Genomic DNA, 12,242 nt, shown 5'->3' on the forward strand with positions numbered 1-12,242 from the left:
GGGTGCGCATGGCATTGACCCTCTCTCCGACGCACTCGGCGTGTCAAGTGGGTGGGACGGGCGTCTCACCATGTGAGCCGGTGAGGAGGGGGACCGAGCCGCCCGCCAGGACGGGCTGGGCGGCCGGACTGCCGGGCACCGGGAACTCGCCGCGCACCAGCGCGCGGCGCAGCCGGTACTCGTCCAGCGGCCCGGAGAAGGCCATGCCCTGGCCGTGCGTACAGCCCATGGCGCGCAGGGCCAGGACCTGTTCCGGTACGTCGACGCCGTCGGCGACGGACTGCATGCCGAGGTCGCAGGCGATCCGCAGCAGCCCGCTGGTGATCTTGTGCAGCCGGGCGGACTCGACGACACCCTCCACCAGGCCCCGGTCCAGCTTCAGTACGTCGATGGGGAGCCGGCGCAGGGCGTTGATCGCGGCGTAGCCGCTGCCGAAGCCGTCCAGAGCGATCCGTACGCCGAGGCGCCGCAGGGCGACCAGGCGCTGTTCGAGTTCGTCGAAGGAGACCCGGGGGTCGCTGTCGGCGACCTCGATCATCAGGGCCCCGGACGGCAGCCCGTGCCGCGTCAGCAGCGCCTCGACGGAGCCGAACGGCATCCCCTTGTCGAGCAGCCGGCGGGCGGAGAGCCGTACGGCCACGGAGACCTGGTGGCCGGCCCTGGCCCGGTCGGCGGCCTGCTCCACGGCCTCTTCGAGGAGCCAGCGGCCCAACTCCGCGGTGCGGTCGCCGTCCTCGGCGACGCGGAGGAACTCGGCGGGCGTGAACAGGAGGCCCTGGGTGGAGCGCCAGCGGGCCTGCGCGGCGACGGCGGCGACGGTACCGCTGGCCAGGTGGACCACGGGCTGGTGCAGCAGCGCGAACTCGCCGTCCCGCAGGGCGGTGCGCAGCCGGGAGGCCAGCTCGGAGCGGCGCACCACCTCGGCCTGCATCTGCGGGGCGTACAGCTCGACGCGGTCCTTGCCGCCCGCCTTGGCGCGGTACATGGCCAGGTCGGCGTTGCGCATGAGGTCGTTGGGGGTGATGCCGGGCTCGGCGAAGGCGACGCCGATGGAGGCGGTGACCCGGACCTCACCGGCGCCGATGCGGTACGGCTGGGAGAGCGTGAGGCGCAGCCGGTCGGCGATCTCGTGGACCTGGTACTCGCGGGCCGCCTGGTCGCGTCCGCCGTCGCCGACGATGAGCGCGGCGAACTCGTCCCCGCCGAGGCGGGCCGCGGTGTCCCCCGCGCGGACGGATTCCTGGAGGCGGCGGGCGGCCTGGATCAGGAGCTCGTCGCCGGCCTGGTGGCCGAGCCGGTCGTTGGCCGCCTTGAAACCGTCCAGGTCGATGAAGAGGACGGCGGTACCCGCGTCGCCCGTACGGCGGCCGCCGAGGACCCGGCGGACCCGGTCGGTGAAGAGCGCCCGGTTGGGCAGGTCGGTGAGCGGGTCGTGCTCGGCGTTGTGCTGCAACTGGGCCTGCAGGCGTACCCGTTCGGTCACGTCGCGGCTGTTGAGGATCAGGCCGCCCTGGTGGCGGTTGACGGTGGACTCGACGTTCAGCCATTCGCCGGTGCCGGAGCGGAAGCGGCATTCGATGCGGGTGGTGGGCTCCTCGGCGGGCGGGGCCGCGAGGAACCGCCGCACTTCGTGGACCACCTGGCCCAGGTCCTCGGGGTGGATGATCGAGGCGAGCTCGGCGCCGACGAGGTCGTCCGCCTCGCGCCCGTAGACACCGGCGGCGGCGGGGCTGACGTAGCGGAGTATTCCGGTCGGGGCGGCGATCATGATGACGTCGCTGGAACCCTGCACCAGGGAGCGGAAGTGGTTCTCCTTCTGGGCCAGTTCCTGGGTGAGGGCGATGTTGTCGACGAGCATGATGCCCTGCCGCACGACCAGCGCGAGCACCACCGTGCACCCGGTGAAGACCACGACGCGGTCCACCCGGCGGCCCTCGATGACGTTGTAGAGGATGCCCAGGGTGCAGACGGCCGCGGCGAGGTACGGCGTCAGCGCGGCCAGCGAACCCGAGATGGGGCGGCTGACGGTGGGCGGCACGGGCCGCTGCCGGTCGGGGCCGTCCTCGTCCCGGGCGACGCCCCACGGGGCGTACGCGAGGAGCAGCGACCCGGCGAACCAGCCGGCGTCGAGCAACTGGCCTGACCGGTAGGTCTGGCGCAGCAGCGGTGAGGTGAACAGGGCGTCGCACAGGACGGTGAGGGCCAGCGCGGCGATGGCGGTGTTCACCGCGGCGCGGTTGACGCTGGAGCGCCGGAAGTGCAGGGCCAGCACCATGGACACCAGGACGATGTCGAGCAGCGGATAGGCCAGCGAGAGAGCCGCGCGGGCCACGCTGGCGCCCTCGACGTCGGCCTCGTGCGCGGTGTGGGCGAGGGCGAGGCTCCAGGAGAGCGTGAGGAGCGATCCGCCGATCAGCCAGGAGTCGAGGACCAGACAGACCCAGCCGGCCCGGGTGACGGGGCGCTTGGCGAGGACGAGCAGTCCGACGATGGCGGGCGGCGCGAAGCAGAGGAAGAAGAGGTCGGCCGGGGAGGGGCTGGGCACGGGGACCCCGCGCACGAACTCGTACCAGCCCCACACCCCGTTGCCCGCCGCGGCCATCAGGGAGGAGAGCGAGAACAGCAGCCAGGCCGGCCGGGCCCTGTTGTCCGCGGAGCGCGCGAACAGGAAGCAGGAGACGGCGGCGACCAGGGCGGCCGCGCTCAGGCCGAAGTCCCCCATGAACACGGCGAGTCGCTCCGCGCCCCAGCCCACGGCCGCCCCCACGGCGTATCCCGCGCAGACGAGGGCCAGGAGGAGTCTCGGGACCACCGCGGGCGCCCGGCCCACGGCCGGCCGACGGGCCGCGAACGCCCCGCGCGCGCTCGCCTGCGCGCTCACCGGGGTGCCCCCGACGTCGCCGGACGGCTGCGTCGCCGGCGCACCGGACGCGCCGTCGGCAGCCGTCGGCCGCCCTGCCGTGTCGGATCGTTCGCCCATCGGCCGTACATCGCCCCTCGCCCCCTCGCGTGTGGCTTCCTCCCCCGGCACCGTCACTTTCACGGCTGCCCCCTTTCGGGACGATACACCAGAGTCGTCACACAGGGACATAGTTCCTCTACTCTCCGTGACGACCTGCGGTGTTGTCGGCACGCAGAGGTACGAAACGTGCCCGTAGCGTGTTCAGTCGAGGGTGCGCACGACGTTGTGCAGCGGTTCCCCCGCGGCGAAACGGCTGAGCTGTCCGGCGAGCAGACGCCTGGCGCGCGGCAGGAACGCCGAGGTGCTGCCGCCGACATGCGGAGTGATGAGGACGTTCGGAGCATGCCAGAGGGGATGGCCGGACGGGAGCGGTTCCGGGTCGGTGACGTCGAGGGCGGCGCGCAGCCGGCCGGACTCGAGTTCGGACAACAGGGCCTTCGTCTCGACGACACCGCCGCGGGCCACGTTCACCAGCAGCGCCCCGTCCGGCATCGCCGCCAGGAAGTCCGCCCCGACCAGCCCTTGTGTGGACGGGTTCAGCGGGGTGGACAGAATGACGATGTCGGCCTCGGGCAACAGTGCGGGCAGGTCGTCGAGCGTGTGTACGGGTCCGCGTGCGGTTGTCCGCGCGGAGCGCGCGACGCGCGCCACCCGCGCGCACTCGAAGGGCGCGAGCCGGTCCTCGATGGCGGATCCGATCGATCCGTACCCGACGATCAGCACGGACTTGTCGGCGAGGGCCGGGTAGAAGCCGGACCGCCACTCCTCGCTGTCCTGGCCGTGCACGAATCCGGGGAACCCGCGCAGCGAGGCGAGGATCAGCGCGAGGGTGAGCTCCGCGGTGGACGCCTCGTGCACCCCCTTGGCGTTGCACAGGCGAACGCCCGCGGGCAGCAGCCCGAGGCCCGGCTCCACGTGGTCGATGCCCGCGGAGAGCGTCTGCACGACCTGGACCCCGCTCATGGCGCCGAGCGGGCGGACCGCGACCTCCGGTCCCTTCATGTAGGGGACCACGTAGAAGGCGCAGTGCGCGGGGTCGGCCGGGTAGTCCTGCCCGCCGTCCCAGAAACGGTAGCGGAGGCCCTCGGGGAGCCCTTCGATGCCGTCGGCCTCGAAGGGCATCCACACGTCGGGGAGATCGGTGGAACGCCTGGTGGAAGTCATGGTCAGGAGGCTATGCGAAGCGCGGCGGTGCGCAGAGGTTAGTTTTGGGGGTGCGGTGCGAGGGAGGGTTCGGGGAGTTGGAGCGCAGAAGTCTCGGTGCGGCGGCGCTCGCCGTGGGTGCGGTCGGCCTCGGCTGCATGCCGATGAGCTGGGCGTACAGCGCCTCCCGGCAGCGTGGTGACGAGGCGTTGCGCGCGGTGCACGCGGCGCTCGACGCCGGCGTCGACCTGCTCGACACCGCCGACATGTACGGGCCGTTCACCAACGAGCTGCTGGTGGGGCGGGCGTTGAAGGGCCGCCGTGAGCAGGCCTTCGTCTCCACCAAGTGCGGGCTGCTGGTGGGCGATCAGCACATCGTGGCCAACGGCCGCCCTGGTTATGTGCGGCGGGCCTGTGACGCCTCGCTGCGGCGGCTGCAGACGGATGTGATCGATCTCTACCAGCTCCACCGGGCCGACCCCGAGGTGCCGGTCGAGGAGACCTGGGGCGCCATGGCGGAGCTGGTGACCGCGGGCAAGGTACGGGCGCTCGGGCTGTGCGCGGTCGGCGCCAGGGCCGCCCGCAGGCCCGGAGCGCGGACGCACGACGAAACGATTCGGCAGCTGGAGCGGGTCCAGCAGGTCTTCCCGGTGAGCGCGGTGCAGGCGGAACTGTCCGTGTGGTCCCCGCAGGCGCTGGAGGCGCTGGTGCCGTGGTGTGCGGCGCGCGGGGTCGGGGTGCTGGCCGCGATGCCGCTGGGCAGCGGTTATCTGACGGGGACGCTCACTCCGGGGCAGGGCTTCGAGCCGGAGGACCTGCGGGCCAGGCATCCGCGGTTCACGGCCGAGATCATGGCCGCGAACCAGCCGGTGGTGGTGGGGCTGCGGCGGATCGCGGAGCGGTACGGGGCGACGCCGGCGCAAGTGGCGCTGGCCTGGGTCCTGCGGCAGGGGCCCCATGTCGTGCCGGTGCCGGGGACCAAGCAGGAGCGGTGGGCCGTCGAGAACGCGGGGGCGGCCGGGCTCACCCTGACGGCCGGGGACCTCGCCGAGATCGACCGGCTCCCGGCCGCCCGGGAGTCGTGGGACTGAGCGCGGCGTACCGGCGTCGGCGGAGGAAGCGGGTCTCCCGGCGCACCGGCGTCGCCGGGGCAGGTGCGTTGTGGGCGCACCCGCGCCGGCGGTGAAGTTTGATCGCCGAGCGAGAAAGTGCGCGGGCTTCGGGAACCCTGGGCGCGGCCGCGGTGTAAGAACAGGGGGACACGCGGTCGTCGAAGGGGTCGGTGCTGTGCGCGGTGCGAGGGTCGGATCTGTACGGGAACCGGTGGGGCGTCGCGAGACGCCCCGCGGGGGTGCTCGGGGTGCGCGACGGGGCGCGGTGGCCGTGCTGGCGGCCGGCGCCCTGATGTTCGGCGCGGGGTGCTCCTCGCAGGAGGGGGCCGAGAGCACCGCGGGCCAGGGGGCGAGTTCACCGGCCGGCTCACCCGCCGCCCCGTCCAGCCGGGCGGCCTCCCCGTCCGCGTCGCCGTCCGCCTCGCGCCCCCCGGCCGGTCTGCCGCCCGCCAAGGGCTCGGTGAAGGTGGTGTCCACGCTCACGGAGGGCCTGGACTCGCCGTGGGGTCTCGCCGAGCTGCCGGACGGCGATCTGCTGGTGTCCTCGCGCGACAAGGGGACGATCACCCGGGTCGACGCGAAGAGCGGGAAGAAGACGCTGCTGGGCACCGTCCCCGGGGTGGCGGCGGCGGGCGAGGGCGGCCTGCTGGGCCTCGCGGTCTCCCCCGACTTCGCCACGGACCACCAGGTGTACGCGTATTTCACCACCGCTTCGGACAACCGCATCGCCCGCATGCTCTACGACGAGAACGGGACGACCCCCGGTCAGCTGCTGGGGGCCCCGGACACGATCCTGCGGGGCATCCCGAAGGGCTCCGTCCACAACGGCGGCCGGATCGCCTTCGGCCCGGACCGCATGCTGTACGCCGGCACGGGCGAGACGGGGGACGACGGTCTCGCGCAGGACAAGGAGTCGCTGGCCGGCAAGATCCTTCGGATGACCCCGGACGGTGAGCCGTTGCACGGCAACCCGCAGGCCGACTCCGTGGTGTATTCGTACGGTCACCGCAATGTGCAGGGCCTGGCCTGGGACGCGCACAAGCAGCTGTGGGCGGACGAGTTCGGCCAGGACACCTGGGACGAGCTGAACCGGATCGTGCCGGGCGGCAACTACGGCTGGCCGGAGGCCGAGGGCAAGGCGGGCAAGGCCGGTTTCCGTGATCCCGTGGCACAGTGGAAGACGTCCGAGGCGTCCCCGAGCGGCATCGCCTTCGTCAAGGGTTCGATCTGGATGGCCGGTCTGCGGGGTGAGCGGCTCTGGCGGATTCCGCTGTCCGGTACGGCGGACAAGGAACCGCTGGCGGCGCCCCAGTCGTTCCTGGAAGGGAAGTACGGCCGGCTGCGCACCGTGCTCGCGGCGGGCGGCAACAGGCTCTGGCTCGTGACGAGCGAGACGGACACGCGGGGCACCCCGAAGCCGGGAGACGACAAGATCCTGGTGGTCGAGGTGCGTTAGGGGTCTTTCGTCCGCACGACGAGGCCTGGGACCACAGCAGGCGGAAGGGTGCGAGATTCGTGTTCAACTTCTTCGAGGAACTCTTCGCCCCCGGTCGCCGGCACGCCGCCGAGGAGCGGAAGCGGCTGGAGCTGACCCGGGTGGATCTCGGAGTCGGCGACCCCGCGCGCGGCCCCATCGACCTGACCTCGGGCAAGGTCGTGGTCCGCCGCCGTGACGAGGACGGGGACCCCGGCGAGGCGGACGGGGGCCGCGGTGCCGGAGCCGGTGGCACGGACGACGGTGGCACGGACGAGGGCGGCGGTTCCGGGGGCGACGGGGCCGACGGGGCCGGTGCGGGCAGTGACGCCGACGGGGGCGACGGGGCCTGACCGCGCAAGGTCAGGCCGGGCGGTGCCCGGACGGCGGCTCTACGCGTCCTTCGGCGTCCGGTACAGCCTCAGCCGGTGAGCGAGTGCGGCCGCCTCGCCCCGGCCCGTGACGCCCAGCTTGGCCAGGATGTTGGACACGTGCACGCTCGCGGTCTTGGGCGAGATGTAGAGTTCCTCGGCGATCTTGCGGTTGGTGTGGCCGGCGGCCACGAGCCGGTGGACGTCCTGTTCGCGCGGGGTCAGCCCGAAGGACTCCACGGCGGCTGCCGCCGCGGCCCGGAGCTGTTCCTCCGCGTGGTCCGGGCTCCCCTCCCCGTCGCCGTGGTCCGGGACGGTCACGGCCACCGGGATCACGTCGCGGGAGCCGGCGGTCGCGTCGGCGCCGGCTCCGGTGAGCGTGATGCGGGCGCGGCCCGCCAGCAGCTCGATGGTCTCGGTCAGCGGGCGCGCCCCCAGGCGCCGGGCCGTGCCGTGGGCGTCGCGCAGCAGGGTGGCGGCCGCGGCACGGTCACCGGAGGCGACGAGCAGGGCCTCGGCCCAGCGGTGGTGGACCTGGGCCAGTTCGTACGGACGGTGCAGCGGGGCGAAGGCCTGGGCGGCCCGGGACCAGTGCTCCGGGGTGTCGGTCCCTTCCGCCCGGGCCAGTTCGGCGTCGATGAGCACACCGTAGGCGGCCCAGACGGGGACGAGGGTCGGCAGCCGCTTGAGGTGGCTGCGTACGAGCCCGAGGATGCCCGGCCGGCCCGGTTCGGTGGCGGGCAGTCCCCGGGCGTCGGCCTCGGCCGCCGCGACGACGTGCAGCAGCGGGAAGGCGTAACGCTGGGTACCGGTCGGGAAGCCCAGCTCGGCCTGGGCCTCGAAGGCCGCCCGCGCCTCGGGCAGGCTCCCCTGCTGCACCGCGATGGTGATGGTGTGGCGGACGATGTTGATGAAGTGCTGCGGCTGCGGATCGTTGGAGCCGAAGCTCCTTCTGGTCAGTGCGAGTTGGCGCTCCGCCTCGGCGAGGTCCCCGCGCGCCAGGGCCACCTCGGTGCGGCGGGCGGCGACCAGCCCCTGCGATTTCCGGGACAGTGCCTTGCGGGAGGCGGCCTCGGTGGTGGCCAGGGCCTCGTCCCAGCGGCCGAGGGAGAACAGCGACATCGCCTGATTGGTGCGGGTCCAGGACTCCATGTCCGCGACGCCGTGGCTGTGGCAGATCTCGATGCCGTGGTCGGCGGCGGCCACCGCCTCCAGCGACCTGCCCATCGCTTCGAGGGTGGAGGGGAGGTTGATGCCCGCACGGCCCATGACGCCGACGAGACCCAGCTCCTCGGCACGCTCCCGGACGGCGTAGATCTCGGCGATGCCCTCGTCGACGGCTCCGGCGTCGGCGTTCAGCCAGCCGCGGGTGAGCCGTGCGTGCAGCTCGGTGTCCTCGTCGCCCACCAGCCGGGCGTACTCCACGGCCCGGTCGGTGGCGGCGAGCGTCTCGGCTCCGGGCCGGTGCAGGGCGCCCCAGCCGGCCACGCTCGTCAGCACGTCCGCGTGCACGGCCGACGGGGGCAGGCCGCGGACCAGCTCCTCGGCGGTGGCCAGTTCCTCCCAGCCGTCGCCCCGGGTGAGGTCTTGGACCAGGCGGGAGCGCTGGACCCAGAACCAGGCGGCGCGCAGGGCGTCGTCCTCGTCCTCCAGGACGCGCAGGGCCTTCTTGCAGATCGCGTAGGCACGTTCGCGCTCACCGCCGAAGCGGGCGGCGACGGTGGCTTCGGCCATCAGGTCGAGATAGCTCAGGGGCGCGGATCCGTCGCACCCGCCGGCCGGATAGGCCTCGGCGTAGTCGATCGGGCGCAGCGTGCCGCGTATCGCGTCGGGGGCGTCGTCCCACAGTTCCATCGCCCGTTCCAGCAACCGCAGTTGCTCGGCGTAGGCGTTGCGGTGGCGAGCCTCCACCGAGGCTTTCAGCACGGCGGGCAGGGCCTTGGCCGGGTCGTGCGCCCCGTACCAGTAGCTGGCCAGGCGTGTGGCGCGTTCCCCGTCGCGGACGAGGGTGGGGTCGGCCTCCAGGGCCTGGGCGTAACGGCGGTTGAGCCGGGAGCGTTCGCCGGGGAGCAGGTCGTCGCTGACGGCTTCGCGGACCAGGGAGTGACGGAACCGGTAGCCGTTGCCCTCCGGGGTGGTGAGCAGCAGATTGGCGCCGACGGCTCCCCGCAGCGCCTCGATGAGCTCGTCCTCGGGGAGGCCTGCGACGGCGGCCAGCAGTTCGTACTCGACGGCGGAGCCGCCTTCGGCGATGATGCGCGCGACTTTCTGGGCGGCGTCGGTGAGGGCCTCGACGCGGACGAGGAGGAGATCGCGCAGGGAGCCCGGCAGCCCGGCGCCGTCGCCGCACTCCAGGCTGCAGGCGAGCTCCTCGACGAAGAAGGCGTTTCCGTCGGAGCGCTCGAATATCTCGTCCACCAGGGCGGGTTCGGGTGCGCCGGCGAGGATGCCGGTGAGCTGGCGGCGGACCTCGGCGCGGTTGAACCGGGCCAGCCCGAGGCGGCGCACGGTACGCAGCCGGTCCATTTCGGCCAGCAGCGGGCGCAGCGGGTGGCGGCGGTGGATGTCGTCGGCGCGGTAGGTGCCGATCACGACGAGGCGGCCGCTGCGCAGCGTACGGAAGAGGTAGGCGAGCAGGTGCCGGGTGGAGGAGTCGGCCCAGTGCAGGTCCTCCAGGACGAGCACGACGGTGCGCTCCGCGGAGATGCGCTCCAGCAGCCTGGCGGTGAGTTCGAAGAGGCGGGCGGTGCCGTGTTCGTCGGCTGCGTCCCGGCCGGCCTCGCCGAGTTCCGGAAGGAGCCGGGCCAGCTCGCCCTCCTGGCCGGCGCAGGCCGCGGCCATCTCGTCGGGCAGGGTGCGGAGCAGGGCGCGCAGAGCGGTGGAGAAGGGGGCGTACGGCAGGCCGTCGGCTCCGATCTCCACACAGCCGCCGACGGCGACGACGGCCTCGCGGCGGGCCGCCACCGCGAGGAACTCCTCGACCAGACGCGTTTTGCCGACGCCTGCCTCGCCGCCGATGAGCAGTGCCTGGGGCTCGCCGCCACCGCCGTCCGGGGCGGTGGCGGCGGCGGTGGCGCGGGCGAGTGCGTCGGTCAGCGCGGCGAGTTCAGCTGCGCGACCGACGAACACGGGACTGACTGACCTGGTCTCCACGTCGCCGAGCATCGCACACGAGTCCGACAGCACGGAGCCGGGAAGCCGGGCCGTCACGGTCATGCGCCTTACGCGGCGTGTGCGAACCGCTCCCGTTCCCTGTCCGCACTCACCGTCCTCTCGTGCTCCTGGCGCGCGGAGACGCGCGCCGCCTTGCGGGCACGGCGGGCTTCCCGGACGAGCCTCTCGTCGGCGGCGCGACGGATGAGTTCGGCTGCCATGATCTTGTGGAGCTCCAGCTCGTACATGTGATTCCCCCTGGGGACCGGCCCGTTCGGGCCTCGGTGGCGGCAGTGCTTCTGCCGTGCCACCACTGTCGTCCCCCAGGGGGTGGTGCCGCATCGGGCGAGTTCCGCATCTGTGGCGGCGGGAGGCCTTAGGGAGGTGCTCACGCCACCGCACGGGCCCGGGCATGGCCCCCGTACCTGCCTTAGCCGGCGCCGCGAGGCGACGTACGGAGGGAGCCGCGGCCTCCTCGGTGGGCGGGGGTGGCGTCCCGGTGCTGCGGCCTCCTCGGTGGGCGGGGTGGGGTCCTGGTGCCGCGACCTCCTCGGTGGGCGGGGTCCCGGTGCCGCGCCCGCGCCGCGTGCCGGGCGGGGGCCGGGCCCCGTGGGTGTGGCTGTGTGCCGGCGACAGCGGCACTTCGGCACGCCCGCCCGGACCGGGCGGCCCGTCTCAGTCCATCAGCGCGGCGGCGTGCTGCCGTGCCTCACGCAGCCAGGAAGCGCGCCTCTCGTCCGACGCGTCGGTGACCGTACGGAAGACGACTCGGCGGACGTCGGCGATCCCTGCGTACGGCAGCACGCATGCCGCCCAGATCTTCCGCAGCGGGTCGCCGAACTCGCTCTCCTCGCGGTCGGCGGGGGTGTCGGAGGTGTTCAGGACGAGCGCCCGGCGGGCCTTCAGCAGCCCGGCGGGCTCCCCGTCCGCGGTGTCCAGCTTGTAGGCGACACCGGGCGCGAGCACGCGCTGCACCCAGCCCGTGAGGACGGCGGGCGGCATGCCCCACCAGTTCGGGTGGACCAGCACGAGGGCATCGAGGGTGGCCACCTCCGCCCGGTGCGCTGCGACCTGCGCGTCACGGGTGGGGGCGGCCGACCGGACCGTCTCCGTCTCGTCGGCGGTCAGCACGGGGGCGAATCCCTCGGCGCAGAGGTCGTGCGCGAGCACATGACACCCCCGGTCGCGCAGCTCCTCCACGACGGCGTCGGACACCGCGTGGTTGAAGCTGCCCGGGCGCGGGTGCGCAAGGTAGACCCCGACGCGCATGACTGCCTCCCCTGATCGTTGGCCGGTCCTCCCCGACTATGCCGAACGGCCGGATCGCCGGGGAACCGGGGGGTGTTCAGCGGCCTGAGTGCGATCTACCCGCTGCACGGGGCCGCACGCTCACCTCTCGGTCCGGCCGGCGCGCGGCGGGGGAACCTGATCCGAGGTGCCGACGTCGAAGGGCGGAACTCGAGAGCCTCGCCGCGGGCACGGTCGTATCCGTGCTGAGCAAGGGCGAGGTCACTCGGCGAAGAGGAGGCACTCCTCTTCTTTGCGGCGTCTACCGAGGGGGAACACACATGAGCTGGACCAGGCGATCCGCCGGCTTGCTGGGGGCGGCGGCCATGGTGATGTCAGTAGTCGCGTGCACGGCCGCTGACAGTGCGGTCGACTGCGCCGCCTCTGTCTTCACCTATCAGGACAGATCGTATGTGGGCGTGCCGGACGCGATATTCACGCCCGGGAAGAAGCTCGGTGTCGCCACCACGCCGACCTGCGAAGACACCGGCGCCCAGGACGGGAGCGAGGAGCCGCTCACGACGGAGACCGCCTACGAAGTGGACGGCATCTCCCCCGGGGTCGCCATCGCCCTTTACGGGGACACGCCGGAGACGGCCACGCTCTTCGCCCTCGACTCCGGCTCGGGGCTCCCGCGCGAGGTGCGGAAGCTGATCGACGGCTCCTGATCCGGAACGCGGGGATCGGTGTGCTTCCACAGCTGACGCCACACCGAACCCCGCGCGAAGGGCGGGATACGC

General features: G+C 73.1%; 9 protein-coding genes. 4 read left to right on the forward strand and 5 right to left on the reverse strand.

The window, feature by feature from the left end:
* Positions 1–43: 43 nt before the first annotated feature.
* Complete coding sequence (locus ABZ454_RS21820; protein WP_359540043.1) at positions 44–2,980, reverse strand: EAL domain-containing protein; 2,937 nt, start codon at positions 2,978–2,980, stop codon at positions 44–46.
* Positions 2,981–3,163: 183 nt separating this feature from the next.
* Positions 3,164–4,126, reverse strand: a complete 963-nt coding sequence (locus tag ABZ454_RS21825; protein ID WP_359540044.1) for a 2-hydroxyacid dehydrogenase — start codon at positions 4,124–4,126, stop codon at positions 3,164–3,166.
* A 113-nt stretch (positions 4,127–4,239) separates the two neighbouring features.
* On the opposite strand from ABZ454_RS21825, the gene ABZ454_RS21830 reads away from it, so the two are divergent.
* From ABZ454_RS21830 to ABZ454_RS21840, 3 genes are all read left to right on the forward strand, one after another.
* A complete protein-coding gene (locus tag ABZ454_RS21830) occupies positions 4,240–5,196 on the forward strand; it encodes an aldo/keto reductase (RefSeq protein WP_356316745.1) in 957 nt (318 codons plus the stop codon).
* Positions 5,197–5,482: 286 nt separating this feature from the next.
* A complete protein-coding gene (locus ABZ454_RS21835) occupies positions 5,483–6,673 on the forward strand; it encodes a PQQ-dependent sugar dehydrogenase (protein WP_359540045.1) in 1,191 nt (396 codons plus the stop codon).
* 59 nt (positions 6,674–6,732) lie between these two features.
* Positions 6,733–7,044 (forward strand): DUF6191 domain-containing protein, encoded by a 312-nt coding sequence (locus ABZ454_RS21840; RefSeq protein ID WP_359540046.1) that lies wholly within the window; start codon positions 6,733–6,735, stop codon positions 7,042–7,044.
* 39 nt (positions 7,045–7,083) lie between these two features.
* Here the strand turns inward: ABZ454_RS21840 and ABZ454_RS21845 are convergent, their stop codons facing one another.
* The 3 genes from ABZ454_RS21845 to ABZ454_RS21855 all read right to left on the reverse strand — a co-directional run bounded on the left by ABZ454_RS21845 (position 7,084) and on the right by ABZ454_RS21855 (position 11,484).
* Positions 7,084–10,227 (reverse strand): AAA family ATPase, encoded by a 3,144-nt coding sequence (locus ABZ454_RS21845; RefSeq protein ID WP_359540168.1) that lies wholly within the window; start codon positions 10,225–10,227, stop codon positions 7,084–7,086.
* A 56-nt stretch (positions 10,228–10,283) separates the two neighbouring features.
* Positions 10,284–10,463: a hypothetical protein gene (locus ABZ454_RS21850; protein WP_356316663.1), complete on the reverse strand. Its 180-nt coding sequence runs from the start codon at positions 10,461–10,463 to the stop codon at positions 10,284–10,286.
* A 427-nt stretch (positions 10,464–10,890) separates the two neighbouring features.
* A complete protein-coding gene (locus ABZ454_RS21855) occupies positions 10,891–11,484 on the reverse strand; it encodes an NAD(P)H-dependent oxidoreductase (RefSeq protein ID WP_359540048.1) in 594 nt (197 codons plus the stop codon).
* 350 nt (positions 11,485–11,834) lie between these two features.
* Between ABZ454_RS21855 and ABZ454_RS21860 the strand changes: the two genes are divergently transcribed.
* Positions 11,835–12,170: a DUF6281 family protein gene (locus tag ABZ454_RS21860; protein ID WP_359540171.1), complete on the forward strand. Its 336-nt coding sequence runs from the start codon at positions 11,835–11,837 to the stop codon at positions 12,168–12,170.
* Positions 12,171–12,242: the final 72 nt, after the last annotated feature.

Source organism: Streptomyces sp. NPDC005803 (assembly GCF_040630435.1).
GTDB lineage: Bacteria > Actinomycetota > Actinomycetes > Streptomycetales > Streptomycetaceae > Streptomyces.

Coding starts and splice junctions, on each gene's coding strand:
- ABZ454_RS21825 (WP_359540044.1), bottom strand. CDS start 4,126: ATGACTTCCACCAGGCGTTCCACCGATCTCCCCGACGTGTGGATGCCC.
- ABZ454_RS21850 (WP_356316663.1), bottom strand. CDS start 10,463: ATGTACGAGCTGGAGCTCCACAAGATCATGGCAGCCGAACTCATCCGT.
- ABZ454_RS21860 (WP_359540171.1), top strand. CDS start 11,835: ATGTCAGTAGTCGCGTGCACGGCCGCTGACAGTGCGGTCGACTGCGCC.
- ABZ454_RS21845 (WP_359540168.1), bottom strand. CDS start 10,227: ATGCTCGGCGACGTGGAGACCAGGTCAGTCAGTCCCGTGTTCGTCGGT.
- ABZ454_RS21820 (WP_359540043.1), bottom strand. CDS start 2,980: ATGGGCGAACGATCCGACACGGCAGGGCGGCCGACGGCTGCCGACGGC.
- ABZ454_RS21855 (WP_359540048.1), bottom strand. CDS start 11,484: ATGCGCGTCGGGGTCTACCTTGCGCACCCGCGCCCGGGCAGCTTCAAC.